Origin of the sequence: Duganella caerulea (assembly GCF_040362985.1) — a bacterium.
Lineage (GTDB): Bacteria > Pseudomonadota > Gammaproteobacteria > Burkholderiales > Burkholderiaceae_D > Rugamonas > Rugamonas vulcania.
Genome location: NZ_BPWJ01000003.1, coordinates 123,491 through 147,372, shown reverse-complemented (window position 1 = coordinate 147,372; position 23,882 = coordinate 123,491). Strand labels below are relative to the sequence as shown.

The following is a 23,882-nucleotide window of genomic DNA, read 5'->3' as shown; positions in this document are numbered from 1 at the left end:
CCTCACAGTTTGCGGTACAGCTCAGCGCCGTTCTTGACGAACTCCACCGCCTTGACCTGCATCCCCTGCTCCAGCGCCGCACCGTCCGACACGCCGTTGGCCGCCGCGAATTCGCGCACTTCCTGCGTGATCTTCATCGAGCAGAAATGCGGCCCGCACATCGAGCAGAAATGCGCCACCTTGGCCGAGTCCTTGGGCAAGGTCTCGTCGTGGAATTCGCGCGCCTTGTCCGGATCGAGGCCGATGTTGAACTGGTCGTCCCAGCGGAATTCGAAGCGCGCCTTGGACAGCGCGTTGTCGCGGATCTGCGCGCCCGGATGCCCCTTGGCCAGGTCGGCCGCGTGGGCGGCGATCTTGTAGGTGATGATGCCATCCTTGACGTCGTTCTTGTCCGGCAGGCCCAGGTGTTCCTTGGGCGTGACGTAGCACAGCATGGCCGTGCCGTACCAGCCGATCTGCGCGGCGCCGATGCCGGAGGTGATGTGGTCGTAGCCGGGCGCGATGTCGGTGGTCAACGGTCCCAGCGTGTAGAACGGCGCCTCGTGGCATTGTTCCAGTTGCAGGTCCATGTTCTCCTTGATCAGCTGCATCGGCACGTGGCCCGGGCCTTCGATCATCACCTGCACGTCGTGCTTCCAGGCGATCTGGGTCAGTTCGCCCAGGGTCTTCAGCTCGCCCAGTTGCGCTTCGTCGTTGGCGTCGTAAATGGAACCAGGCCGCAGGCCGTCCCCCAGCGAGAACGACACGTCGTAAGCCTTCATGATCTGGCAGATCTCTTCGAAGTGCGTGTACAGGAACGATTCCTTGTGGTGCGCCAGGCACCACTTGGCCATGATCGAGCCGCCGCGCGAGACGATGCCGGTCAGGCGCTTGGCCGTCATCGGCACGTAGCGCAGCAGCACGCCGGCGTGGATGGTGAAGTAGTCGACGCCCTGCTCGGCCTGCTCGATCAAGGTGTCGCGGAAGATTTCCCACGTCAGGTCCTCGGCCTTGCCGTTGACCTTTTCCAGCGCCTGGTAGATCGGCACCGTGCCGATCGGCACCGGGCTGTTGCGGATGATCCATTCGCGCGTTTCGTGGATGTGCTTGCCGGTCGACAGGTCCATGACGTTGTCGCCGCCCCAGCGGATGGCCCAGGTCATCTTCTCGACTTCCTCGCCGATCGACGAAGTAACAGCCGAATTGCCGATGTTGGCGTTGATCTTCACGAGGAAGTTGCGGCCGATGATCATCGGCTCGATTTCCGGGTGGTTGATGTTGGCCGGGATGATGGCGCGGCCACGGGCGATTTCCTCGCGCACGAATTCCGGCGTGATCTCGGCCGGGATGCTGGCGCCGAACGATTGCCCAGGATGCTGGCGGCCCATCAGGTCGGCCAGGCGCTGGCCCATCGGGCCGGAGTCCTTCAGGTTCTGCAGGTATTCCTGGCGGCGCAGGTTCTCGCGGATGGCGACGAATTCCATCTCCGGCGTGATGATGCCCTGGCGCGCGTAGTGCATCTGCGTGACGTTCTTCCCTTCACGCGCGCGGCGCGGCTTGCGGTGCAGGTTGAAGCGCAGCTCGGCCAGCGCGGGGTCCGCCAGGCGGGCCTGGCCATATTCGGAGGTCGGGCCGTCCAGTTCCTCGGTGTCGTCGCGCTCCAGTATCCACGGCAGGCGCGGCGTCGCGGCCAGGCCGGAGCGGATGTCGATCACCGCGTCCGGATCGGTGTACGGGCCGGAGGTGTCGTAGACGTAGATCGGCGGATTCGCTTCGAAGCCGAACGAGGCCGGCGTGTCGGCCTGGGTGATTTCGCGCATCGGCACACGGATGTCGGGGCGGCTGCCTTCGACGTAGACCTTGCGGGAATTCGGTAACGGCTTGATGGCTGCCTCGTCCACCGTGGCGGTGGCGGAGAGGAATTTGGGATTGGCGTTCATTTGGCTCCTTCGTTAGCTACAGGAGCCAGCAAAGGAGGTTGGACGGCGCCGTTCCACAGATACAACGAGAGGTGGCGGCGATGTCCTAAGCTTCCCTTCGCTGGCATTATCCAGATCAGGTTCGGAGGGTATTTCTCACCCGCGCATCGCAATGCGCAGGACCCCTAGCGTGTGCCACCTTGCGGCAGCGGGGCCGATTATACGCCCGGCCGCGCCGCGCGGACAACGTCCACGTGAAAAAAACCACAATACCTGGTATGGCGCGTAGAGCTAACCCATCTGTAACAGATGTAAAAGCCGCGCGCTATGTGCGGCATCACACATAATAGTTTCTGAAAGGAACGCAGAATATCCTCACAGCGACACCACCGTCGCCACAACAAGCGCCCAACGCGCGACTATCGGGAGATTCATCATGAAGCCAGCACACCCAACTCTTTACCTGGCCGCGCTCGCGGCCTTCACCGCAGCCGGGCTGAGCGCCTGCGGCGGCGGTGGCGGCGGCGGAGGCGGCAGCACGCCGGACAGCACCCTGGGCACGCTGTCCGTGTCGATGACGGACGCGCCGTCGTGCGGCTTCGACGCCGTCAACGTCACTGTCAACAAGGTGCGCGTCAACCAGAGCAGCACGGCCAGCGACACCGACGCCGGCTGGACCGACATCACGCTCAGCCCGGCCCGCAAGATCAACCTGCTCAACCTGACCAACGGCGCGCTGGAGGCGCTGGGCCAGACCTCGCTGAGCGCGGGCCACTACAACCAGCTGCGGCTGGTGCTCGACCCCAACACCGGCACCGGCATGGCCAACTCGGTGGTGGTCAGCGGCAGCACCGCCGAGGTGTCGCTCGACACGCCGAGCGCGGTGCAGAGCGGCATCAAGCTGGTCAACTCCTTTGACGTCGCGGCCGGCCAACGGGTCGACCTGGTGCTGGACTTCGACGCCTGCAAATCCGTCGTCACCAAGGGCAACGGCAAGTACGCGCTGAAGCCGGTGGTGAAGGTGATCCCGACCACGCTCAACGGCATCGGCGGCTTTGTCTCGACCGCGCTGCTGAGCCGCCACGTGATGGTGTCGGCGCAGCAGAATGGCGCCATCGTCAGCGCCACCGCGCCCAACGCCACCACCGGCGAATTCGCGCTGAGCCGGCTGCCGCTGGGGAATTACGACGTGGTGGTCACGGCCGACGACAGCGCCGCCGCCGTGGTGGGCGCGGTGCCGGTGACCAGCACCTCGGCCACGGTCGCCATCAGCACGTCCGCCGCGCCGATCACGCTGCCGGCCAGCGTCACCGGCAGTATCGGCGGCACCGTCACGCTGACCCCGGCCAGCAGCACCGCCACGGCTTATGTCGCGGCCAAGCAGAGCTTTGTGGCCGGGCCGACCGTCACCGTCAAGTACCGCGGCGCCGACCTGGCCAGCGGCAGCTACACGCTCAGCGGCCTGCCGGTCAGCGCGCCACAGTACGCGGTGTACAGCGCCACGCTGCCGCTGCAATTCGCCAGCGCCGCCACCGTGCTGCCGGGAGCTGGTAAATACATCGCCGAAGCGTCCGCCGAGGGCTACACCACGGCCAGCCTGCCGCTGGTCGACATCTCGCTGACCAACCAAAGCAACGTCAACTTCAGCCTGAAGCCGTAAGCACGCCACGCCGGCTTGCCCTGCTTTACTTGAGGGGCAAGCCGGTGGGCCGGCTCCGCTGACGCCCCTCAAACGATCAAAACGGCGTAATATCAGTTGGCATATGGCCGTTGTTTTGTTTGCCGAGGGAGTCTGAACATGAACATCCTCCGCGAGTACCCTTACACCGGGTAAGCACCAGCCTGCCCTGCTACTTGAAGGGCAAGCCCAGCAGTCGTCCCCACTGGCGGTCGCCGGGATATTGGGCGCGGTCGTCGACGCCGAGCTGCCTCGGCGCGGCGGCCGGCAGGCGGAAGGTGCCGAACAACTGGTCCCAGATCGAGACGGTGGCGCCGTAGTTCCCAGCCTCGTCCCGGTTGGCGCTGTGGTGGAAGCGGTGCAGCTCGGTGCCGGTCAGCAGGCGGTTGAACCAGCCCGCCCTGGCGTCGACATTGAAGTGCGACACCAGCCCCTGGAAGCCGTTGAACACCGACGCCGCGAACACGGCCTCCGGCGAAAAGCCGAACAGGATGGCGGGCAGCATTAACAGCACGCGCACGTAGGCGCTGTTGATCGGATGCCCCACCACGTGCATGAACACGTAGACCTCGCCGGGCAGGTGGTGGATCGCGTGGGTCTTCCACAGCCAGCGCGCCAATGGGCCGCGTCCCTCATGACTGTAGCGGTGCACCCAATACCAAAGGAAATCCGACAACAGCACCGCGCAAACGGCTTCGGCCTGCCAGGGCAAGCTGCTGCGCAATAAAGGCAGCCCGCGGTGATGAGTGGCCAGCCAGGTCACGGCCCAGGTGGTGGCGGCGATGGTCGCGCCATTGACGACCAGCATCGGCAGATCGCGCGTGAAAAACGACACTTTGGTCATGTTCCACTCGCGGCGCATCGGCATCAGGCGTTCGAGCGTCACCATCGTCGCGATCATGGCCGCCAGGTAAGCCGGATACGCCTTGCCGAGCGGACCAAGCCAGCCGCCGACCGAGGCGTGGATGAAGGCCAGCGTGGCGGCCAGCGCGAGCGGATAAAACAGATAGCGCGGCCAGCGCGCGGCAACATGGGAAGAGGACATGGATTACACTCCTGAGGTGGACAGGTGTCCATGATCGCCCCCGCCCGCTCTCCGCGACAGCGCGCAGGCCGGGCCGATGTCCGCTAGCAGACAATCCGCCGCTTAATGTCCAGGAACGCCATGACCGACCGCCCACCCGAACCGGACCGCCGCGTCCTCAAGACCAAGGCCGCGCTGCGCGACGCGATGCTGGAGCTGATGGCGCTGCGCGGCTGGGACCAGATGACCATCCAGGAAATCTGCGACCACGCGAACGTGGGCCGCTCCACTTTCTACGTGCACTACCAGAGCAAGGACGAGCTGCTGTCGGAAGGGCTGAACGATTTGCGCGACATGATCGCGGCGCAGACGGCGGAGGTGCAGCACGCGGACGGCCACTTCCTGGCCGGCCTGCTGGAGCATATGGCGCAGCAGCGCGACGTCTTCCGCGCCGCCATCGGCAGGCGCGGCGGACACGGCGTCGCGCGCCGCTTCAGGCAGATGGTCTGCCAGCTGGTGGAAATCGAACTGAAACGGCGGGCCCACCCGTCGGCGGCGCATCCGTGGGTGGCGCGTTTCGTGGCCGGCGGCGTGGTCGAGGCGATGGCCTGGTGGGTGGACGCACCTGAGCCGCCGCCAATCGCCACCATGCAGCGCGAACTCGACGCGCTGGCCCAGGCCGCGCTGGGCGGTAGCGCCGCCGGCGCGGCGATTGGTCGCTAGTCCCTGAACACAGGCGGGCGCTTGCTCATGCCGGACATCATGGCTTCCTGCAGGTCGGCCGACATCAGCATGGCCGCGTTCCACGTGGCGTTGTAGTTGAGGCCGTCCGCCACCGAGTGGTCGCGCGCGTAGCTGATCATTTCCTTCACGCCGCGGATCGCCAGCGGCGCCTTGGCCGCGATGTCGGCCGCGATCGCGCGCACGCCGGCGCGCAAGGCCTCGGGCGATTCGAACACGCGGTTGACCAGGCGGATCTCCTTCGCCTCGGCGGCGTCGACCTTGCGCGCCGTGTAGGCCAGTTCGCGCGCCATGCCCTCGCCGATCAGGCGCGGCAGGCGTTGCAGGGTGCCCACGTCGGCGGTCATGCCGATGTCGATTTCCTTGATGCTGAACCAGGCGTCCTCCGCGCAGTAGCGCATGTCGGCGCAGCAGATCAGGTCGATGCCGCCACCCACGCAGGCGCCGTGCACGGCGGCCAGCACCGGCTTGCGGCAGCGCTCCAGGCTGGTCAAGGTGTCCTGCAGGTCGAGGATGATGCGGCGCAGGTTCTCGCGCGTGCGGCCATCGCACTCGTCGCGGATCTGCGCGCCCAGGCCCATCATCATCTGCAGGTCGATGCCGGCGGTGAAGGCCTTGCCCTCGCCCTCCAGGATCGCCACGCGGATCTCCGGCGTCGCGTCGATGTGCTGGAAGGCGCTGCGGATGTCGTTCCACATCGCCAGGTTCATGGCGTTGAGTTTTTCCGGGCGGTTCAGGCGCACGGTGGCAATGTGGTCTTCCACGCTGAGGGTGACGGTTTCAAAGCTGGGCATCGGGATCTCCTGTTATGTATCGTTCAAGAATACCCGATATGGGGCGGCAGCAACAAGCCGGCCGCCCGCCTTCCTCACTGCTGCGGATAGGTGACGGTCAGCGTGTAGCTGGACGCGGCGTAGCCGTTCAGCAGCACGTAGGCGTTGCCGTTGGCGGCGTAGGACACGGTACAGCTCTCGGTGCTGGTCGGGCCGTCGGACTTGCAGTCGTAGCTGGTGGTGCTGGCCGCGCCGGCCTTGCGCACGTACAGGTCGGTGTCGCCGCTGCCGCTGAGCGCGGCCTTGAAGCTGCCGCCGCCCGCCACCGCGAACGGCCCGTAGGCGCGGGTCTGGCCCCTGGTCAAGGTGCCGGTGTAGGTCTCGGTATGGTCGGCCGGCGGCGTCACACCCGGGCCGTCGCTGCCCAGCTCGACCGCGTAGGCCAGCGCCATGCGCGCGAACTTGAGCGCGTGGTCGGCCTGGTTGCCGGTGTTGGCGTAGGTGTCGTTGGCGGTGTGGATGTAGGGATCGTCCTCGCCCATGGCAGTCTCGAACGGCATCGAGGTCCAGTAGCCGGCCGAGTTCCATGACGCGTGGTCGGAGCAGGCGTAGCCGCACTGGTCGTGGCCGACCTTCAGGGTCGGCAGGTAGGTCGTGATCAGGTTGCCGACGAAGGTGTTCTGGGCGCTGTCGGTGTAATCGGTGAACAGGTAGATGTCGTCGGCCGAGCCCTTGTAGTTGGTCATGTCGAGCTGCATCACGCCGACCACGTTGACGTTGTTGGCCTTGTAGTTCTGGGCGATGTCCTGCGAGCCGCGCAGGCCCACCTCCTCGGCCGCGTAGCCGATCAGCTTGATCGTGCGGCGCGGCTTGTAGCCGCTGGCGATCATCACCCGCAGCACCTCGGTCAGGCTGGCGATGCCGGAAGCGTCGTCGTCGGCGCCTGGGGCCTTGGTGGTCTCGCCGGTGCCGGCCTGGTTGATCGTATCGAGGTGGCCGCCCAGCACCACCACTTCGTTCGGGTTGTCGGTGCCGGTGATGGTCAGGATCACCGACTTCTGCGGCCAGGAGGCGTGCGTGTACTGGGTCACGGCGATGTCGCTGCGGCCGGCGGCCATCGTGGCCCAGCGCTGCATCAGCCAGTTCGACGCGTTCACGCCGTTGTTGGTGGTGTAGTAGCGGTTGGTGTAGGACGACATGTCGACGATGGTCTGGCCGATGTTACTGGCCTGCATTTGCGTCAGCATGGGATTGACCACGGCTTGCTGGTCGATCACGTACGACGGCCGCGCCACGGCCAGTTGCTGCGCGGCGCTGGCCTTGGACGGCGTCAGCGCGGCGATGCCGGCCGCCTCGCTGGCGTGGAACATGAAGCCGCCGCAGCGGCGCAGCTTGCGGTGCACGGCGGCCGACAGCGCCAGCATCTGCTGCTCGTCGACCTCGACCAGGTGGACCCGCTCGTGGCCGGGCCGGGCGGCGAAGCTGGCGCGGCTCTCGCGCGCCAGCGCCTGCGGCGCCACTTTCTGCAATTGGGCATAGGCGGCGTCGCCGACGCTGATCCAGATCTTGTCGGACTGGGCCAGCGCGGAAGCCGATGCGCCGGCCAGTAAGCCAGCGACCAGCACAGCAATGAGTCGAGTTGTCATTTCCGTCTCCATGTCAAAAAAACACTGTTGGGACGGGCAACGGTATGCTCTTCGGCGGGGCGAGTCAAAAAACTTGCGGAATTCGACATCTAGGCGGGAAATGTCCAGAGTTTAACAAGCGGCGATCTGCTCATGGCTTGCCGCGTCATCTATAATGGTTGTTTCTCCAAATTTAATCTGCCAAATCATGGAATTAGCCAAGTCTTTCGAGCCTGCCGACATTGAACAATTCTGGCGTACCGAGTGGGAACAGCGCGGTTACTACACCGCCACCCTCGACGCCGGCAAACCTTCGTTCAGCATCCAGCTGCCGCCGCCGAACGTGACCGGCACCCTGCACATGGGCCATGCCTTCAACCAGACCATCATGGACGGCCTGACCCGCTACCATCGCATGCTGGGCCACAATACCGCCTGGATCCCCGGCACCGACCACGCCGGCATCGCCACGCAGATCGTGGTGGAGCGCCAGCTGGACGCGCAGAAAATCTCGCGCCACGACCTGGGCCGCGAAGAGTTCGTCAAGAAGGTGTGGGAGTGGAAAGAGAAATCCGGCTCCACCATCACCGGCCAGATGCGCCGCCTGGGCGCCTCGCCGGACTGGAAGCGCGAATACTTCACGATGGACGAGCCGCGCTCGAAAGTCGTCACCGACGTCTTCGTGCGTTTGCACGAACAGGGCCTGATCTACCGCGGCAAGCGCCTGGTCAACTGGGACCCGGTGCTGGGCACCGCCGTCTCCGACCTGGAAGTGGTGTCGGAAGAGGAAGACGGCTCGATGTGGTACATCAAGTACCCGCTGGCCGATGGCAGCGGCATGCTGACCGTCGCCACCACCCGTCCTGAAACCATGCTGGGCGACGTCGCCGTGGCGGTGGACCCGACCGACGAGCGCTACCTGCCGCTGGTCGGCAAGATGCTCAAGCTGCCGCTGACCGACCGCGAAATCCCGATCATCGCCGACGAATACGTCGACAAGGAATTCGGCACCGGCTGCGTCAAGATCACGCCAGCGCATGACCTGAACGACTACGCCGTCGGCCAGCGCCACAAGCTGCCGCTGCTGACCATCATGACCCTGGAAGCGAAGATCAACGACGAAGCGCCGGTCGCCTACCGCGGCATGGACCGCTTCGTGGCGCGCAAGCAGATCGTGGCCGACCTGGACGCGCTGGGCCTGCTGGAACAAGTCAAGCCGCACAAGCTGATGGTGCCGCGCGGCGACCGTACCGGCGTCATCATCGAGCCGATGCTGACCGACCAATGGTTCGTCGCCATGAGCAAGCCGGCGCCGGAAGGCACTTTCTTCCCGGGCAAATCGATCGCCGAAACCGCGCTGGACAAGGTCGCCAACGGCGAGATCAAGTTCGTGCCGGAAAACTGGAGCACCACCTACAACCAGTGGCTCAACAACATCCAGGACTGGTGCATCTCGCGTCAGCTGTGGTGGGGCCACCAGATTCCGGCCTGGTACGACGACGCCGGCAACATCTTCGTCGCCAAGACCGAAGCCGAAGCCATCGCGCAGGCCGCCGCCAAGGGCAGCACCGGTCCGCTGCGCCGCGACAACGACGTGCTCGACACGTGGTTCTCGTCCGCGCTGGTGCCGTTCTCGACGCTCGGCTGGCCTGAGGAAACGCCTGACATCAAGGCCTTCCTGCCATCGTCGGTGCTGGTGACCGGCTTCGACATCATCTTCTTCTGGGTAGCGCGCATGGTCATGATGACCGCGCACTTCACGGGAAAAGTGCCATTTGAAACGGTGTACGTGCACGGCCTGGTGCGCGACTCGACCGGCCAGAAGATGTCCAAGTCCAAGGGCAACACGCTGGACCCGATCGACCTGATCGACGGCATCGGCGTCGAGGCGCTGGTGGAGAAACGCACCACCGGCCTGATGAACCCGAAAGCGGCCGAGAAGATCGCCAAGGCCACGCGCAAGGAGTTCCCGGAAGGGATCGCCGCCTACGGCACCGACGCGGTGCGCTTCACGATGGCCTCGTACGCCTCGCTGGGCCGCAACATCAACTTCGACCTGGGCCGCGCCGAAGGCTACCGCAACTTCTGCAACAAGCTGTGGAACGCCACCCGCTTCGTGCTGATGAACACCGAGGGCAAGGATTGCAGCGCCAGCGTGGCCGACCTGTCGAATGCCGACAAGTGGATCATCTCGCTGCTGCAAAAGGCCGAGCTGGACGTGGCCAAGGGCTTCGAAGACTACCGCTTCGACAACATCGCCTCGACCATCTACAAGTTCGTGTGGGACGAGTATTGCGACTGGTATCTGGAAGTGGCCAAGGTGCAGGTACAGAGCGGCACCGAAGGCCAGCAACGCGCCACCCGCCACACGCTGCTGCGCGTGCTGGAAGTGGTGCTGCGCCTGGCGCATCCGGTCATCCCGTTCGTCACCGAAGCGCTGTGGCAGGCCGTCGCGCCGCTGGCCGGCAAGACTGGTGACTCGATCATGATGCAGCCCTACCCGATCGCCAACACCGCCGCCATCGACGAGTCGGCCGAGGCCTGGATGCAGCAGCTGAAAGCGCTGACCGACGCCACCCGCAACCTGCGCGGCGAAATGCAACTGGCGCCATCGCTGCGCGTGCCGCTGATCGTCGAGCCGACCAACGCGGCCGACAAGGCGGCGATGGAAGTGTTCGCACCGTACATCCAGTCGCTGGGCAAGCTGTCCGAAGTGCAGATCGTCGACGCGCTGCCGGAATCGCCGGCCGCCGTATCGATCGTCGGCACGACCAAGCTGATGCTGAAGGTGGAGATTGACGTCAAGGCCGAGCGTGAGCGCCTGTCGAAAGAGATCGCCCGCGTTGAAGGCGAGATCAACAAGGCCAACGGCAAGCTGTCGAACGAAAGCTTCGTCGCCCGCGCGCCGGCAGAAGTGGTAGCGCAAGAAAAAGAACGCGTCGCCAACTTCTCCGCCACGCTGGACAAGATGCGCGAACAATTCGCCAAACTGCCTACCGCCTGATAAGCTCAGCAGCAAATCAAAAGCCGCCCGGTGCAAGCCGCGCGGCTTTTTTTACCTCCAAACAATTTGGGGTCAAGTCTGGCATTCGGACACGAGCTCAACACTGAAATGGGGTCAAGTCTGACATTCGGACACGAGCTCTGCCGTAAACGCCCGATTACGGCAGAGCTCGTGTCCGAATGTCAGACTTGACCCCATTTTGGTGGCACCACTTTAGCGATCGATGCGGGTCGTCATCAGGATTGAGGTGGTGGTGCGCTCCACACCGTCGAGCGCGCCTATGCGGTCCACCACGGCATCGAGCTCTTCCACCGATCCGGCTTCGACGCCGGCGATGAAGTCGTAGATCCCGTTCACCGAATGCAATGTCCGCACGGCGGCGAACTTGCGCAAGGCGCTTTCGATCCCGGGCGTGAGCTTGGGCGTGGCCGTGATCATCACCAGCGCCCGCACCAGCCCGGCACGATAGTCAGCGCTGGTGCGTACCGTGTAGCCAATCACGATTCCGGATCGCTCCAGCCGCTCGATCCGGCTCTGCACCGTCGTGCGCGATAGCCCAAGCTTACGCGCCAGCTCGCTCGTGGTGGCGCGCGCGTTTTCACGCAACAGGGCAAGCAACTGCTGATCGATGTCGTCCATTATTTCCTTTTGCCAAAATATTCGTCATTTTGCTCAGTATATTCCCGCAATTCGTCGGCCTGCGCAATGCAATTTGACGTCACCGTCCGCACAATGATGCTTCTGAACCCAAGGAGATTATCGATGCGCGACGTGATCATTATCGGCGGCGGCCATAACGGCCTGGTGTGTGCCCACTATCTGGCCAGCGCCGGCCTGAAGGTCACGGTGCTGGAGCAGCGCAACGTGGTCGGCGGCGCGGCCGTGACCGAGGAATTCCATCCCGGCTTCCGCAATTCGGTGGCCGCGTACACCGTCTCACTGCTCAATCCAAAAGTGATCAACGACCTGGAGCTAAAAAAACACGGCCTCCACATCGTCGAGCGCCCGCTGTCGAACTTCCTGCCGCTGGACGACGGCCGCTACCTGAAAATCGGCGCCGGCCAGACCGAGGCCGAAGTGGCGAAGTTCTCCCAGCGCGACGCCAGCCGCCTGCAAGCCTACGCCCAGCATCTTGAAACCGCCGCCGGACTGCTGCGCGAAACCGTGCTGCAAACGCCGCCCAACCTGGTCCAGGGCAGCTGGCTCAGCGCCCTGCCCGAATTGATCAAGGCCGGCGGCCTGGGCAACCGCATGCGCAAGCTGCCGGTCGCCACCCAGCGCGAGCTGCTGGACCTGTTCACCAAATCAGCCGGCGATTATCTGGACGGCTGGTTCGACAGCGCGCCGATCAAGGCCGCCTACGGCTTCGACAGCATCGTCGGCAACTACGCCAGCCCCTACACGCCCGGCTCCGCCTACGTGCTGCTGCACCACGTATTCGGCGAGGTCAACGGCAAGAAGGGCGCGTGGGGCCACGCCATCGGCGGCATGGGCGCCATCACGCAGGCGATGGCCCGTTCGGCCGAGGCGCGCGGCGTCGAGATCCGCACCGGCTGCGGCGTGCGCGAAGTGCTGCTGGATAAGGGCCGCGCGGTCGGCGTCGTCACCGCCAACGGCGAGCGGCTCGATGCGCGGGTGGTGGTGTCCAACCTCAATCCCCGCCTGCTGTACACCTCACTGGTCGACGCCGCCGCCCTGCCCGCCGACTTCCTGCGCCGCATGGAAGGCTGGCGCTGCGGCTCCGGCACCTTCCGCATGAACGTGGCGCTGTCGGAACTGCCGGACTTCAGCTGCCTGCCCGGCAAGACAATGGCCGAGCATCACGGCAGCGGCATCATCATCGCGCCCAGCCTCGACTACATGGAACGCGCCTATCACGACGCCCGCGCGCTGGGCTGGGCGCGCAAGCCCATCGTGGAAGTGCTGATCCCCTCGACGCTGGACCCGACACTGGCGCCACCCGGCCAGCACGTCGCCAGCCTGTTCTGCCAGCACGTGGCGCCGCAGCTGCCCGACGGCGCCAGCTGGGACCAGCACCGCGACACCGTGGCCGACCTGATGATAGACACCGTGAACACCTACGCGCCCAACTTCAAGCAGTCCGTGCTGGGCCGGCAGATCATGAGCCCGCTCGACCTGGAACGCACCTTCGGCCTGGTCGGCGGCGACATCTTCCACGGCGCGCTGGGACTGGATCAACTATTCTCGGCGCGGCCGATGCTGGGCCACGCCGACTATCGCGGGCCCATCGCCGGCCTGTACACCTGCGGCGCGGGCACCCACCCCGGCGGCGGCGTGACCGGCGCGCCGGGCCACAACGCGGCGCACGAGGTGCTGCGCGATTTCAAACAGAAAAAATACGCCTGATCAGTGGCGCAACAGCTCGGCGTAGCGGTCGATGTCGACGTTGCCGCCGCTGATGATCACGCCGATACGCTTGCCCTGCAGCTGATCCTTCATCGCCCGCGCGGCGGCGAAGCCCAGGCAGCCGGTCGGCTCCACCACCATCTTCATGCGGCCGGCGAAGAAGCGCATCTCGTGGCGCAGCTGCTCGTCGCTGACGGTCAGGATGTCGTCCACGTCGCGCTGGATGATCGGGAAAGTCAGATTGCCCAGGTGCTGCGTCTGTGCACCGTCGGCGATGGTCTTCGGCGTCTCGATATGCACGATGCTGCCGCTGCGGAACGATTGCTGACCGTCGTTGCCCGCCTCCGGCTCCACGCCGTAGATGCGGGTCGATGGCGAGATCGCGCGCGCCGCCAGCGCCGAGCCGCTCAGCAAACCGCCGCCGCCCAGGCAGATGAACAACGCATCCAGGTGCCCGACCGTCTCCAGCAATTCCTTGGCCGCCGTACCCTGCCCCGCGATCACGTCGGCGTGATCGTATGGCGGGATCAGTGTCAGCCCGTGCTTCTGTGCCAGGTCGCGGCCGATCTGCTCGCGGTCCTCGGTGTAGCGGTCGTAGGTGACCACTTGCGCGCCATAGCCGCGCGTGGCGGCCACCTTCGAAGCCGGCGCGTCGAGCGGCATGACAATGGTGGCTGGAATGCCCAGCAGCTTGGCCGCAAGCGCGATCGCCTGCGCATGGTTCCCCGACGAAAACGCCACCACGCCGGCGCGGCGCTGTTCGGGCGTGAAGCGCGCCAGCGCGTTGTAGCCGCCGCGGAATTTGAAGGCGCCCATGCGCTGCATGTTCTCGCACTTGAAGAATACCTCGGCGCCCAGCTCCTCGTTGGCGGTGCGCGAGGTGGCCACCGGCGTGTGGTGCGCGTGGCCGGCGATGCGTTCCGATGCGGCGACCACATCGGCGTAGGTGGGGAGTATCAAGTCGTTCATGTTAGTCCTTGTGATTACCATGGCCAGGCCACGCTGGTGCCTGTACCGGTTGCCAAGGCGCGCTGCCGCAGCATGCGCGCCACCGAAAGATCCTGCAGGGCGATGCCCGTCATGTCGAAGATGGTGATAGCGTCCGCCGCGACGCCGTGACGCGCGGACGAGCCCTCCGCCAGCAGCGCGCCGAACTCTTTCACCAGCGTCTGCGGCGCCCACTGAAGCTCGCCGATGGCCAGCGCCTGCGCCAGGTCGTCGACCCAGACGCTGGCCAGCGCCAGCATGCCTTCCGCCAGTTCGCGCTTGCCGCGCGTGTCGCTGCCGACGCAATTCAGATGCGTGCCGGGGCGCACCGCTTGCGGCGCGAACAGCGAGCCGCGTCCGGTGGTGGCGGTGATGACGATGTCGCTGTCGGCCACAGCCGCATCGGCGCCGGCTGCGGGCGCGACGTCGCAGCGCTGCGCGAAACGCGATTCAAAGGCCATATCGCGGCGGCCGTCGGAAGTCAGGTAGCGCACGCGCCGCAGGCCCGGCAGCACGCGCAACGCGTAGTCCACATGCGCGCTGCCCTGCACGCCGGTGCCGAACACGCACAGCGTCTCGCTGTCCGGACGCGCCAGCGCCAGCAGACCCAGCGCGCCAGCAGCCGCCGTGCGTTCAGTGGTGACGGCGTTACCGTCGATCAGGCACTGCGGCCGTCCGGTGGCTGGATCGAACAACATGATCGTGGCCTGATGGCCGTCCGCGCCGTGGCTGCGGTTGCCCGGCCAGAAGCCGGCCGCCTTCATGCCCAGCAAATCCAGCGGCGCCGCGCCGCCGGACTTGATGCCGAACACGCCGGCCGGCAGCGCCTCGCGCACCAGCGGGAAGTTGCGGCCGTCGCCGCTGGCGTGCAGCAGGAAGGACTCGCGCACGGCGGCCAGCACGTCGTCCGGCCGCAGCAGCGCGGCGGCCTGGTCGCGGTCCAGCAACAGCAGATGGGCGGGGTTATTGGCCATCGCGGACATCGTTGTACACCGTGGCGCGCGAGACGTTCAGGTAGTTGGCGACGATGTCCATGCCACGCCGCACGTCGCTCAGTCCAGATTCCTTGAGCTCGCGCATCAGCGCCTTGCGCTCCTCGGCCTTGAGCGCGCGCGGCGTGGTGGCCAGACGCGCGGCGAACTGGTCGATGCGGGCGCGCAGCGCGTCGGCGCCGGCCGGCTCCAGCGTTTCGCGCACGGCGGAATCGTTGTCGACCGCGCTGAACTGGGTCAGCAGCGTGTTCAGGCTGCGGAACACCGTCAGGTCCACGTTCATGCACAGCGCGGCCACGTACTGGCCTTGGCTGTCCTTGATGCCGATCGACGTGCTCTTGGCGCGGCGGCCGTCGGCGAAGGTGTTCGGATAGTTGGCGATGACCTGGGCGACGTCGGGATCGGCGGCGCGCGCCAGGCCCAGTTCAGTGGCCGGCGCGCCGACCTCGCGCCCGGACAGGTTGTTGTGGATCGCCAGGATGGCGTGCTCGGGATTGGTCAGGTCGTGCAGCACCACCTCGCAGAACGGCGCCAGGGTCTTGCCTAAGCCGTCTGCGACCTGCTTCATCTGTTCCAAGAGATTCTGTTGTTCGGGCGTCTTTTTCATTCGCACATATTATCTTATTTTAGACAATATGTATAATTCTCGAGAAAATAGTACGACCGGTCATTTTTTTGCTACACTCGATGGATAAAATAACCTTGGAGACTGCACATGAAATTTCTCGCTTTGATCATCACCGCCGCGCTGTCCATCGCCCCGGCCTTCGCCGACGACAGCTCCCCGGTCGGCCTGTGGAAAAACATCGACGACGTTAGCGGCAAGCCGAAAGCGCTGATACGCATCACCGACAACAACGGCGTCTTGCAAGGCAAGATCGAGCAGCTGTTCCGTGCGCCGACCGAAGACCAGAATCCCAAATGCGAGAAGTGCGAAGACGCTCGCAAGAACCAGCCGGTCATCGGCCTGGTGATCATGACCGGCCTGAAAAAGGACGGCGACGAATACAACGGCGGCGAGATCCTCGATCCGGACAACGGCAAGGTCTATCGCAGCAAGATGCACTTGACCGACGGCGGCAAGAAGCTGAGCGTGCGCGGCTACATCGGCGTGCCGATGCTGGGCCGCTCGCAGGTGTGGGTGCGCCAGGAATAAGCACCTCCGCGCGAACCAAACCGAACCCCGCAGTTGCACGTCAACTTGCGGGGTTTTTTCATTGGCGTGGCGACTCCCACAATATTCCGGCGCAAGGCCCGTCTGCATCAGCATGGACGCGCCCTCAATCAACCTGAATATTTACGGAGCCTGAACAATGAACGACATCCTCCCGCCAACCCTGCAGCGGCGCCCTGGCCGGCTTGAAGCGGCGGTACTGAAACTGTTTACGCGCAACGCGCAGGTGCTGCACGTCGAGGATATCGGCCCCGCCTTCCGCCTCATCACGCTGGGCGGCGACGCGTTGCGCAACATCGCCTGGACGCCGGGCGACAAGATCCAGGTCCAGCTGGGCGGATGGGTGCAACGCACCTACACGCCGATGGATTGGGATGCGACAAGCGGACGCACGCGCATCCTGGTCTATCTGCACGCGGACGGCCCCGGCACGCACTGGGCGCGCCTGGTGCGCAAGGGCGACGACTGCACCGTCTTCGGTCCACGCAGATCGCTGCGGCTGCAGCAGCCGCGCGGGCGCGCCATTCTGTTCGGAGATGAAACGTCGATGGGCCTGGCGGTGGCATTGTCCAGCCAGGCATCGCCACTGCAGACGGTGCTTGAGGTCTCCGCTCTGGCCGAGGCGGCGCCCGTCATCCGGCAGCTTGGGCTGGATGACGCCCACCTCTGCGTCCGCCTCGAGGGCGGCGAGCACTTCAACGAGCTGGACGCGCACATGTCGGCACTGCTGCAGTCGCATCCTTCGGCGGAGATCGTGCTGACCGGGAAGGCCGGCTCGATCCAGCACATGAGCCGGCTACTGCGCCAGCAGGGTGCGGCAGCCGGGCGGCGTCAAAGCAAGGCGTACTGGGCACCCGGCAAGGCCGGCATGGATTGACGCCGCCCGGCCCGGACTCAGGCGATATCGCCAGCAGCAGCAGCCTTGCCCTGCCCCTGACGGCGGCGCGCGACGACGCCCAGCAAGCCGAGGCCGGCGAACAGCATCGCGTAGGTTTCCGGCTCCGGCACGGCCGTCACCGAGATGTCCAGGCGGCCGATGGATTGCTGGTTGTTGAAGTTCAGCGCGGTCCAGTCGAAGTTGGCCGGCACGTAGTGGCCGTCATCGACAAAGCTCAGATAGGGATTGCCAGTCGCGACATGCACCACGCCGTGCTCGTCGATGCCCTGGTTGGCCGCGCTCTGGCCGCCGCCGATGCCGTAGGCGCCATTCGCCAGCGAGTAAGCGAAGTTGTTCTGCTCGGTGCCTGCGTCATACACATGGCCGGCGCCGCCCAGCGCCAGCGACAGCTTGCCCCCACCCGCCAGCGACGACAGGTCGATCGCCTTGGCGTTGTCGTTCCCGATGAAGAAGTCGTTGCTGAGCACGACCATCGCGGCGTAGCTCAGGTAGCGGTTGGCGCCGTTCAGGTCGACGTTGTGCAGCGTGAAGGTGCTGCTGGCGCCGGGAAAGCGCGGACCGTTCGGCAGCGTGGTCTGCAGGCCGCCCGCGACCTGGCTGGCGAAGTTCGACGTAAGCACGCTGGCGTTGCCGTCCTCGGCGGCGCGCTCGATCGCCACCGAGGCGGCGCTGCCGACGTCGAAGCTGTCGAAGCCACCGTTGTGCAGGCCCAGCCACAGGGGAGCGACGCCGACTCCGCCGGCCGGCGCGGTGTTGGTGAAAGTGAAGGTGACGTCGGCCGCCTGGGCGGCGCAGGCGGACAGGCCAACGCATGCGGCCAGCACGGCCTTGGCGAGAGTGTAAGGTTTCATCTGATGTCTTCCTTTGTTATGTGAATGGATGCCGCACCGATGCGCGGCACGTGTTAGTCACATGACATCTCGTTGCCATTACAATGATTTCATTTTTATATTTTTTGTATCCGGTGTAAGGACTATCCCCCCGCCGCCGACTAAGCGCTTCGCGTCCGGGCCGGCGGCGTGGATAATGGCGCGGTACACATCACGCCTGAGACGATGAAAATATTCCTGAACCTGGTCGGCTGCCTGGCCGTTGTGCTGGGCGTGCTCGGCATCTTCCTGCCGCTGCTGCCGACCACGCCCTTCCTGCTGCTGGCGTCGGCCTGCTTCGCGCGCGGCTCCACGCGCCTGCACCACTGGCTGCAGACCAACCGCGTGTTCGGCAAATACCTGCGCGACTATGAGAACGGCAAGGGCATTCCCTTGCGCGGCAAGGTGTGGGTGCTGGTCTTCATGTGGGCGTCGCTGGGCTATTCGATGTGGCGCGTGGACAAGCTCTGGTTGCAACTCATGTTGCTGCTCATCGGCGGCTGCGTGAGCATTTACCTGACCCGGTTCGTGCCCACCCTGCGCCTGCCCAAATGAATCAAGCCTTGCGCTGTATCTTGCTGATGTGGCGGTCCAGGCTGTTGGCGAAGTTCTGCCGGTCGCTTTGGTTGAAGGCGGTAGGGCCGCCGGTGTCGACGCCGCTGCCGCGCAGCTCGTCCATGAAGGCGCGCATCGTCAGCATCTGCGCGATGTTGTCGTTGGTGTAGAACTCGCCGCGCGGATTGAGCGCGTAGCCGCCCTTTTTCAGCACGTCCGAAGCCAGCGGGATGTCGCCGGTGACCACCAGGTCGCCGGGCTCCAGCAGGCGCACGATTTCCTGGTCGGCCACGTCGGCGCCGGACGGCACCTGCACCGAGCGGATGTGGCGCGAAGGCGGCACCCGCAGCAGCTGGTTGGCCACCAGCGTGACCTGCAACGGCACGCGGTCCGCCACACGGTACAGGATATCCTTGATGACCGCCGGACAGGCGTCCGCATCGACCCAGATCTGCATCACAGGTCCCACAGTTCGCCGTTGGGATTGGTGCGCGGCGGCGTGACGCCGAAGTGCTTGTAGGCGGCCGGCGTGGCGACGCGGCCGCGCGGCGTGCGTTGCAGGTAGCCTTGCTGGATCAGGTAGGGTTCGAGCACGTCCTCGATGGTGTCGGCCGCCTCGCCGATGGCCGCCGCCAGGTTGCCGATGCCGACCGGGCCGCCGCCGAACTTGTACAGCACCGCCTCCAGCAACTTGCGGTCCATGACGTCGAAGCCGACGGTGTCGACGTCGAGCATGACCAGCGCGGCGTCGGCCACGGACTTGGTGATGTCGCCGTTGCCTTTGACTTCGGCATAGTCGCGCACGCGGCGCAGCAGGCGGTTGGCGATACGCGGCGTGCCGCGCGCGCGGCGGGCCACTTCGATCGCGCCGTCGGGGGCAATGTTGGCCTTCAACAGCGCGGCGCTGCGGGTGACGATCTGGGTCAGTTCCTCGGTGTTGTAGAACTCGAGGCGGGCGACGATGCCGAAGCGGTCGCGCAGCGGGTTGGTCAGCATGCCGGCGCGGGTGGTGGCGCCGACCAGCGTGAACGGTTGCAGGTCCAGCTTGACAGAACGCGCGGCCGGGCCTTCGCCGATCATGATGTCGATCTGGTAGTCCTCCAGCGCCGGGTACAGGATCTCCTCGACCACCGGCGACAGGCGGTGGATCTCGTCGATGAACAGGACGTCGTTGGCTTCCAGGTTGGTGAGGATGGCGGCCAGGTCGCCGGGGCGCTCCAGCACGGGGCCGGAGGTCTGGCGCAGGTTCACGCCCATCTCGCGGGCGATGATGTTGGCCAGCGTGGTCTTGCCCAGGCCGGGCGGGCCGAACAGCAGCGTATGGTCCAGCGCCTCCTTGCGGTTGCGGGCGGCGGCGATGAAGATTTCCAGCTGGTCGCGGATCTTGGACTGGCCGACATATTCATCGAGATGCTTGGGGCGCAAAGCGCGCTCGATCGCCTCCTCATTCGGCGACGACGGCGCCGCGTCGATGATGCGTTGTTCGGTGAAGCTGTCGGTCTGGATGCTCATGCAGTTGCTGGTTGCCTATTTAATCAAGTCTCGGGGTTTTCCGTATTCGCTGCATGTAATCGCTTTGCAGTTTTTTGCTCAGTATTAGCTGCTGCAATTCTGGTTCGGTCAGTATGCGATTAGGGACGCCCGCCAGTTCCGGCGGCGAATCGATTTTCAATATCAGTGATTCTACCTTGCCTTCATCGATCAACTGCCTCCAGGCTTGCAACGATGCTCTCAGCTGTACGAGCCCGGCTGAGATATCGGGCTTCTGACGCGGTGAGGCATTCGAATCCGAACCCGAACCTTCTTCGCCACCAATATTCGATGTGTCCATGTTGCCTCCGTAGCGCTGAAAGCGCCGCATCCGCAAGGGCCAGCTGTGCAGAGTAATCCTAGCCCATTAAAACCGTAGCACCAATGACACAGCCCTTCTGCGCAAGTATGTGACCTCGCAAATTGGCAAGAGTTCCTGCGCCGGCTGGTCCATGATCGGCGGCTCCGCTTGGCTCGTTGGTCGAGCATAGGCGGGGCCGCCTGCGATTCGATTGAGGCGGATCAGCCTTTGGACAGCGCCTTCAACGCCTGCTTGATGCCGTCCGAGACGCCGCTGCCGGCCGGGACGGTCTTCAACGCCAGCAAGGCTTCCTTGTCGGAGTAGCCCAGCGCCAGCAGCGCGTTCAGGATGTCCGATTGCGAGTCCGGCACGGCGTGCGCGCCGCCGGCGCCGATGTCCGCGCCCAGCTTGCCCTTCAGCTCCAGCAGCAGCCGCTCGGCGGTCTTCTTGCCGATGCCCGGCACCTTGATCAGGCGGCCCGATTCCTGCAGCGTCACCGCCTGCGCCAAATCGGCGATCGACATGCCCGACAAGATCGACAGCGCGGTGCGCGCGCCCACGCCGGTGATCTTGATCAGCTGGCGGAACACCGTCCGCTCCTCGGCATTGCCGAAGCCGAACAGCAGATGCGCATCCTCGCGGATCGCCTGGTGCGTGAACAGCACCACTTTCTCGCCCACGCCGGGCAGGTTGTAGAAGGTGCTCATCGGCACATCGACCTCGTAGCCGACACCGCCGCAGTCAACCAGCAGTTGCGGCGGATTTTTTTCAAGCAGAATACCGGAGAGACGACCGATCATCGTGTTGTAGCCTTTAAAGAGGAATGTTTACCCGACCAGGCGGCCGTTTTTCATGCGCAGGCCGGCCAGCGGGCCGCTGGCCGCCGTGGTCGTGCCCTTGCCGGCGCCGGCGATCAGGGTCAGCGTTTCGCGGCTGTGGGCGTGGCAGATGGCGACGCCCAGCGCATCGGCCGCATCGGTGCCGGGCAGGCCGGGCAGCGACAGCAGCCGCGCCACCATGTCCTGCACCTGCGCCTTGACCGCGCGCCCGGTGCCCACCACCGCCTGCTTGACCTGCGTCGGCGAATACTCGGCCACGCTCAGCTCGGCCGACACGAGCGCGCAGATGGCCGCGCCGCGCGCCTGGCCCAGCAGCAAAGTTGATTGTGGATTGACGTTGACGAAGACTTGCTCAATGGCCGCGTAGTCGGGCTGGTAGGTTCGGGCCACCTCGGCCACGCCGTCCAGGATCACCTTCAGCCGCACAGGCAGGCTGCCCTCGCCACTCTTGATGGTGCCGGAAGCGATGTAGCGCAGCTTGGCGCCCTGCTTGTGGATGACGCCAAAGCCGGTCGTGCGCAAGCCGGGGTCGATGCCGAGAATAATCATTCCCGGATTGTAACCGGGAACATTGAATGCTGTATATAAAAACAGTGCGGCGGATGCGTCCGCCGCACTGTGCAAACTACTCAGGTATTAATGGCGGAAGTGACGGGTGCCGGTATACAGCATGACGACGCCACGCTCGTCGGCGGCATCGATCACTTCCTGGTCGCGCATCGAGCCGCCTGGATGGATCACGCAGGTCGCGCCCGCGTCCACCACCACGTCCAGGCCGTCGCGGAACGGGAAGAAGGCATCCGACGCCACCACCGAACCGGTCAGCGACAGGCCGGCGTTCTGCGCCTTGATCGAGGCGATGCGGGCCGAGTCGATACGGCTCATCTGGCCTGCGCCCACGCCCAGGGTCATGTTGTTACCGCAGAAGACGATGGCGTTGGACTTGACGTACTTGGCCACGCGCCAGGCGAACATCAGGTCCTGCAGCTGCTGCGGCGTAGGCTGCAGCTTGCTGACCACCTTCAGGTCGCCGATCAGCACGTTCTTGGAGTCGGCCGACTGCACCAGCAGGCCGCCACCGACGCGCTTGAAGTCCATGGCGTTGACGCCGTTACCCAGCGGGATCTCCAGCAACCGCACGTTCTGCTTGGCCGACAGGATCTGCTTGGCTTCAGCCGTGAACACCGGCGCGATCAGCACTTCGACGAACAGCTTGGCCAGCTCGGTCGCGGCAGCCGCGTCCACTTCGACGTTGAAGGCGATGATGCCGCCGAAAGCCGAGGTCGGGTCGGTCTGCAGCGCGCGCTTGTAGGCGTCGGCCGCGTTGGCGCCCAGTGCCACGCCGCACGGATTGGCGTGCTTGACGATCACGCAGGCCGCGCTCTGGTCGAAGCTGCCCATGCTCTTCACGCATTCCCACGCGGCGTCCGCGTCGGCGATGTTGTTGAACGACAGTTCCTTGCCCTGCAGCTGGCGGTAGTTGGCCAGCGCGCCCTCGGTCTTGACGATGTCGCGGTAGAACGCCGCCGACTGGTGCGGGTTCTCGCCGTAGCGCATGTCCTGCACTTTTTCAAACGCCACGTTCAGCGTCTTCGGATAGGCGTTGCGGCTGGCGTGGGCGCGGGTCGCGTCCAGGCTGGTCAGGTAGTTGGCGATGGCGCCGTCGTACTGCGCGGTGTGCGCGTAGACCTTGGTGGCCAGCGTGAAACGCGTATCGTAGCTGACGTAGCCAGGGGCGTTGTCGGTGGCCTTCATTTCAGCCAGCACCACGCCGTAGTCCGACGGATCGCAGATGACGACCACGTCCTTGTGGTTCTTGGCGGCGGAGCGCAACATGGCCGGGCCGCCGATGTCGATGTTCTCGATCGCGTCTTCCAGCGTGCAGGTGTCCTTGGCGACCGTGGCCTGGAACGGGTACAGGTTGACCACCACCATGTCGATGGTCGGGATGTTGTGTTCTTCCAGCTTGGCCACGTGCTCCGGGAAATCGCGGCGCGCCAGGATGCCGCCGTGGACTTTCGGGTGCAGCGTCTTGACGCGGCCATCGAGCATCTCCGGGAAGCCGGTGTAGTCGGCCACTTCGGTCACGGCCACGCCGTTGTCGGCCAGCAGTTTGGCGGTGCCGCCGGTCGACAGGATGTTGACGCCCATGGCGGACAGCGCGCGGGCGAAGTCCAGCACACCGGTTTTGTCGGAGACGGAGATGAGAGCTTGTTTAATCATGGCTTGAGAGGGCTAGTGGTTGAATAGAGGTACGACGTATTCGGTATTGCGGGTGCGGCAACGGCGGCCGTCCCCAGCCACTCATGCCGGAAAAACGCGCGCTGTTACAACAGGCCGTGTTCTTGCAGTTTCTTGCGCAAGGTGTTGCGGTTGATGCCCAGCATCTGCGCGGCGTGCGACTGGTTGCCGTCGGCGCGCGTCATGACCACTTCCAGGATCGGTTTTTCCACGGTCAGCACGACCATGTCGTAGATGTTCGAAGCCTGCTGCTCGCCCAGGTCGTTGAAGTAATCTTCGAGGCTCTTCTGGACTACTTCCTGGATACTTTCTTTGCTCATTTTATATCGTTCGCTTTTAATCTGTTGACGCTGGCAAATCGCCGCGCGGGCTTGTGGCCCCGGCGC

Annotated in this window: 23 protein-coding genes and 1 riboswitch; of the genes, 7 read left to right on the top strand and 16 right to left on the bottom strand. The window is 65.1% G+C overall.

Features of this window, described 5'->3' with window-relative positions; genetic code table 11:
- Nucleotides 1-2: 2 nt before the first annotated feature.
- The gene (gene thiC, locus ACUJB0_RS09905; protein ID WP_444845077.1) at nt 3-1,919 is read right to left on the bottom strand and encodes a phosphomethylpyrimidine synthase ThiC; all 1,917 of its coding nucleotides are present in this window, start codon (nt 1,917-1,919) and stop codon (nt 3-5) included.
- A 75-nt stretch (nt 1,920-1,994) separates the two neighbouring features.
- Nucleotides 1,995-2,095, bottom strand: a riboswitch (TPP riboswitch).
- Nucleotides 2,096-2,334: 239 nt separating this feature from the next.
- On the opposite strand from thiC, the gene ACUJB0_RS09900 reads away from it, so the two are divergent.
- Nucleotides 2,335-3,558 carry a DUF4382 domain-containing protein gene (locus tag ACUJB0_RS09900; RefSeq protein ID WP_444845076.1) on the top strand — a complete coding sequence of 408 codons (1,224 nt, stop codon included), beginning with the start codon at nt 2,335-2,337 and terminating at the stop codon, nt 3,556-3,558.
- Nucleotides 3,559-3,748: 190 nt separating this feature from the next.
- On the opposite strand, the gene ACUJB0_RS09895 is transcribed toward ACUJB0_RS09900, so the two are convergent.
- Nucleotides 3,749-4,621 carry a sterol desaturase family protein gene (locus ACUJB0_RS09895; protein WP_444845075.1) on the bottom strand — a complete coding sequence of 291 codons (873 nt, stop codon included), beginning with the start codon at nt 4,619-4,621 and terminating at the stop codon, nt 3,749-3,751.
- Between the two features lie 120 nt (nt 4,622-4,741).
- Here ACUJB0_RS09895 and ACUJB0_RS09890 point away from each other — a divergent pair, with 120 nt between their 5' ends.
- Complete coding sequence (locus ACUJB0_RS09890) at nt 4,742-5,323, top strand: TetR/AcrR family transcriptional regulator (protein ID WP_444845074.1); 582 nt, start codon at nt 4,742-4,744, stop codon at nt 5,321-5,323.
- Here the strand turns inward: ACUJB0_RS09890 and ACUJB0_RS09885 are convergent.
- Nucleotides 5,320-6,135: a crotonase/enoyl-CoA hydratase family protein gene (locus tag ACUJB0_RS09885; RefSeq protein ID WP_444845073.1), complete on the bottom strand. Its 816-nt coding sequence runs from the start codon at nt 6,133-6,135 to the stop codon at nt 5,320-5,322. The two genes, ACUJB0_RS09890 and ACUJB0_RS09885, sit on opposite strands and share 4 nt — an antisense overlap.
- Before the next feature lie 74 nt (nt 6,136-6,209).
- The gene (locus ACUJB0_RS09880) at nt 6,210-7,760 is read right to left on the bottom strand and encodes a M28 family metallopeptidase (RefSeq protein ID WP_444845072.1); all 1,551 of its coding nucleotides are present in this window, start codon (nt 7,758-7,760) and stop codon (nt 6,210-6,212) included.
- A gap of 187 nt (nt 7,761-7,947) precedes the next feature.
- Between ACUJB0_RS09880 and ACUJB0_RS09875 the strand changes: the two genes are divergently transcribed.
- Nucleotides 7,948-10,743 (top strand): valine--tRNA ligase, encoded by a 2,796-nt coding sequence (locus ACUJB0_RS09875; protein WP_444845071.1) that lies wholly within the window; start codon nt 7,948-7,950, stop codon nt 10,741-10,743.
- A 213-nt stretch (nt 10,744-10,956) separates the two neighbouring features.
- On the opposite strand, the gene ACUJB0_RS09870 is transcribed toward ACUJB0_RS09875, so the two are convergent.
- Nucleotides 10,957-11,382, bottom strand: a complete 426-nt coding sequence (locus ACUJB0_RS09870) for an Lrp/AsnC family transcriptional regulator (protein WP_161083873.1) — start codon at nt 11,380-11,382, stop codon at nt 10,957-10,959.
- A 123-nt stretch (nt 11,383-11,505) separates the two neighbouring features.
- On the opposite strand from ACUJB0_RS09870, the gene ACUJB0_RS09865 reads away from it, so the two are divergent.
- On the top strand, nt 11,506-13,110 hold the full coding sequence (locus ACUJB0_RS09865; protein ID WP_444845070.1) for a phytoene desaturase family protein: 1,605 nt from the start codon (nt 11,506-11,508) through the stop codon (nt 13,108-13,110).
- On the opposite strand, the gene ACUJB0_RS09860 is transcribed toward ACUJB0_RS09865, so the two are convergent.
- Genes ACUJB0_RS09860 through ACUJB0_RS09850 form a run of 3 tightly spaced genes read right to left on the bottom strand, consistent with a single transcriptional unit; the run spans nt 13,111 to nt 15,696 of the window.
- Nucleotides 13,111-14,079: a threo-3-hydroxy-L-aspartate ammonia-lyase gene (locus ACUJB0_RS09860; RefSeq protein ID WP_444845069.1), complete on the bottom strand. Its 969-nt coding sequence runs from the start codon at nt 14,077-14,079 to the stop codon at nt 13,111-13,113.
- Nucleotides 14,080-14,093: 14 nt separating this feature from the next.
- On the bottom strand, nt 14,094-15,080 hold the full coding sequence (locus tag ACUJB0_RS09855; protein ID WP_444845068.1) for an ornithine cyclodeaminase family protein: 987 nt from the start codon (nt 15,078-15,080) through the stop codon (nt 14,094-14,096).
- Nucleotides 15,061-15,696, bottom strand: coding sequence for a helix-turn-helix transcriptional regulator (locus tag ACUJB0_RS09850; protein ID WP_161083877.1), 636 nt, complete (start codon nt 15,694-15,696; stop codon nt 15,061-15,063). Before ACUJB0_RS09850 ends, ACUJB0_RS09855 begins: the two co-directional genes overlap by 20 nt.
- A gap of 108 nt (nt 15,697-15,804) precedes the next feature.
- Between ACUJB0_RS09850 and ACUJB0_RS09845 the strand changes: the two genes are divergently transcribed.
- Both ACUJB0_RS09845 and ACUJB0_RS09840 read left to right on the top strand, forming a co-directional pair.
- Nucleotides 15,805-16,245 carry a DUF2147 domain-containing protein gene (locus tag ACUJB0_RS09845; protein WP_161088123.1) on the top strand — a complete coding sequence of 147 codons (441 nt, stop codon included), beginning with the start codon at nt 15,805-15,807 and terminating at the stop codon, nt 16,243-16,245.
- A gap of 157 nt (nt 16,246-16,402) precedes the next feature.
- On the top strand, nt 16,403-17,140 hold the full coding sequence (locus tag ACUJB0_RS09840; RefSeq protein WP_444845067.1) for a siderophore-interacting protein: 738 nt from the start codon (nt 16,403-16,405) through the stop codon (nt 17,138-17,140).
- A gap of 17 nt (nt 17,141-17,157) precedes the next feature.
- Here ACUJB0_RS09840 and ACUJB0_RS09835 read toward each other — a convergent pair whose 3' ends face one another.
- Nucleotides 17,158-18,012, bottom strand: coding sequence for a spondin domain-containing protein (locus ACUJB0_RS09835; protein ID WP_444845066.1), 855 nt, complete (start codon nt 18,010-18,012; stop codon nt 17,158-17,160).
- A 204-nt stretch (nt 18,013-18,216) separates the two neighbouring features.
- Between ACUJB0_RS09835 and ACUJB0_RS09830 the strand changes: the two genes are divergently transcribed.
- Entirely contained in the window at nt 18,217-18,585 is a 369-nt protein-coding gene (locus tag ACUJB0_RS09830) for a YbaN family protein (RefSeq protein WP_444845065.1), read from the top strand.
- 1 nt (nt 18,586) lies between these two features.
- Here ACUJB0_RS09830 and ACUJB0_RS09825 read toward each other — a convergent pair whose 3' ends face one another.
- The 7 genes from ACUJB0_RS09825 to ACUJB0_RS09795 all read right to left on the bottom strand — a co-directional run bounded on the left by ACUJB0_RS09825 (nt 18,587) and on the right by ACUJB0_RS09795 (nt 23,816).
- On the bottom strand, nt 18,587-19,042 hold the full coding sequence (locus ACUJB0_RS09825; protein ID WP_444845064.1) for a YaiI/YqxD family protein: 456 nt from the start codon (nt 19,040-19,042) through the stop codon (nt 18,587-18,589).
- Nucleotides 19,042-20,097: a Holliday junction branch migration DNA helicase RuvB gene (gene ruvB / locus ACUJB0_RS09820; protein WP_444845063.1), complete on the bottom strand. Its 1,056-nt coding sequence runs from the start codon at nt 20,095-20,097 to the stop codon at nt 19,042-19,044. Before ruvB ends, ACUJB0_RS09825 begins: the two co-directional genes overlap by 1 nt.
- 19 nt (nt 20,098-20,116) lie before the next feature.
- Nucleotides 20,117-20,416, bottom strand: coding sequence for a hypothetical protein (locus ACUJB0_RS09815; protein WP_444845062.1), 300 nt, complete (start codon nt 20,414-20,416; stop codon nt 20,117-20,119).
- A gap of 221 nt (nt 20,417-20,637) precedes the next feature.
- The gene (ruvA, locus tag ACUJB0_RS09810; RefSeq protein ID WP_444845061.1) at nt 20,638-21,216 is read right to left on the bottom strand and encodes a Holliday junction branch migration protein RuvA; all 579 of its coding nucleotides are present in this window, start codon (nt 21,214-21,216) and stop codon (nt 20,638-20,640) included.
- A 27-nt stretch (nt 21,217-21,243) separates the two neighbouring features.
- The gene (gene ruvC / locus ACUJB0_RS09805) at nt 21,244-21,804 is read right to left on the bottom strand and encodes a crossover junction endodeoxyribonuclease RuvC (protein ID WP_444845060.1); all 561 of its coding nucleotides are present in this window, start codon (nt 21,802-21,804) and stop codon (nt 21,244-21,246) included.
- 87 nt (nt 21,805-21,891) lie between these two features.
- Nucleotides 21,892-23,478, bottom strand: coding sequence for a bifunctional phosphoribosylaminoimidazolecarboxamide formyltransferase/IMP cyclohydrolase (purH, locus tag ACUJB0_RS09800; RefSeq protein ID WP_444845059.1), 1,587 nt, complete (start codon nt 23,476-23,478; stop codon nt 21,892-21,894).
- 104 nt (nt 23,479-23,582) lie between these two features.
- Nucleotides 23,583-23,816: a helix-turn-helix domain-containing protein gene (locus ACUJB0_RS09795; protein ID WP_008445162.1), complete on the bottom strand. Its 234-nt coding sequence runs from the start codon at nt 23,814-23,816 to the stop codon at nt 23,583-23,585.
- Between the last annotated feature and the right edge of the window lie 66 nt (nt 23,817-23,882).

Coding starts and splice junctions, on each gene's coding strand:
- ACUJB0_RS09880 (WP_444845072.1), bottom strand. CDS start 7,760: ATGACAACTCGACTCATTGCTGTGCTGGTCGCTGGCTTACTGGCCGGC.
- ACUJB0_RS09855 (WP_444845068.1), bottom strand. CDS start 15,080: ATGTCCGCGATGGCCAATAACCCCGCCCATCTGCTGTTGCTGGACCGC.
- ACUJB0_RS09885 (WP_444845073.1), bottom strand. CDS start 6,135: ATGCCCAGCTTTGAAACCGTCACCCTCAGCGTGGAAGACCACATTGCC.
- ACUJB0_RS09825 (WP_444845064.1), bottom strand. CDS start 19,042: ATGCAGATCTGGGTCGATGCGGACGCCTGTCCGGCGGTCATCAAGGAT.
- purH (WP_444845059.1), bottom strand. CDS start 23,478: ATGATTAAACAAGCTCTCATCTCCGTCTCCGACAAAACCGGTGTGCTG.
- ACUJB0_RS09795 (WP_008445162.1), bottom strand. CDS start 23,816: ATGAGCAAAGAAAGTATCCAGGAAGTAGTCCAGAAGAGCCTCGAAGAT.
- ACUJB0_RS09900 (WP_444845076.1), top strand. CDS start 2,335: ATGAAGCCAGCACACCCAACTCTTTACCTGGCCGCGCTCGCGGCCTTC.
- ACUJB0_RS09840 (WP_444845067.1), top strand. CDS start 16,403: ATGAACGACATCCTCCCGCCAACCCTGCAGCGGCGCCCTGGCCGGCTT.
- ACUJB0_RS09850 (WP_161083877.1), bottom strand. CDS start 15,696: ATGAAAAAGACGCCCGAACAACAGAATCTCTTGGAACAGATGAAGCAG.
- ruvC (WP_444845060.1), bottom strand. CDS start 21,804: ATGATTATTCTCGGCATCGACCCCGGCTTGCGCACGACCGGCTTTGGC.
- ACUJB0_RS09875 (WP_444845071.1), top strand. CDS start 7,948: ATGGAATTAGCCAAGTCTTTCGAGCCTGCCGACATTGAACAATTCTGG.
- ruvA (WP_444845061.1), bottom strand. CDS start 21,216: ATGATCGGTCGTCTCTCCGGTATTCTGCTTGAAAAAAATCCGCCGCAA.
- ruvB (WP_444845063.1), bottom strand. CDS start 20,097: ATGAGCATCCAGACCGACAGCTTCACCGAACAACGCATCATCGACGCG.
- ACUJB0_RS09845 (WP_161088123.1), top strand. CDS start 15,805: ATGAAATTTCTCGCTTTGATCATCACCGCCGCGCTGTCCATCGCCCCG.
- ACUJB0_RS09895 (WP_444845075.1), bottom strand. CDS start 4,621: ATGTCCTCTTCCCATGTTGCCGCGCGCTGGCCGCGCTATCTGTTTTAT.
- ACUJB0_RS09835 (WP_444845066.1), bottom strand. CDS start 18,012: ATGAAACCTTACACTCTCGCCAAGGCCGTGCTGGCCGCATGCGTTGGC.
- ACUJB0_RS09890 (WP_444845074.1), top strand. CDS start 4,742: ATGACCGACCGCCCACCCGAACCGGACCGCCGCGTCCTCAAGACCAAG.
- thiC (WP_444845077.1), bottom strand. CDS start 1,919: ATGAACGCCAATCCCAAATTCCTCTCCGCCACCGCCACGGTGGACGAG.
- ACUJB0_RS09865 (WP_444845070.1), top strand. CDS start 11,506: ATGCGCGACGTGATCATTATCGGCGGCGGCCATAACGGCCTGGTGTGT.
- ACUJB0_RS09815 (WP_444845062.1), bottom strand. CDS start 20,416: ATGGACACATCGAATATTGGTGGCGAAGAAGGTTCGGGTTCGGATTCG.
- ACUJB0_RS09870 (WP_161083873.1), bottom strand. CDS start 11,382: ATGGACGACATCGATCAGCAGTTGCTTGCCCTGTTGCGTGAAAACGCG.
- ACUJB0_RS09860 (WP_444845069.1), bottom strand. CDS start 14,079: ATGAACGACTTGATACTCCCCACCTACGCCGATGTGGTCGCCGCATCG.
- ACUJB0_RS09830 (WP_444845065.1), top strand. CDS start 18,217: ATGAAAATATTCCTGAACCTGGTCGGCTGCCTGGCCGTTGTGCTGGGC.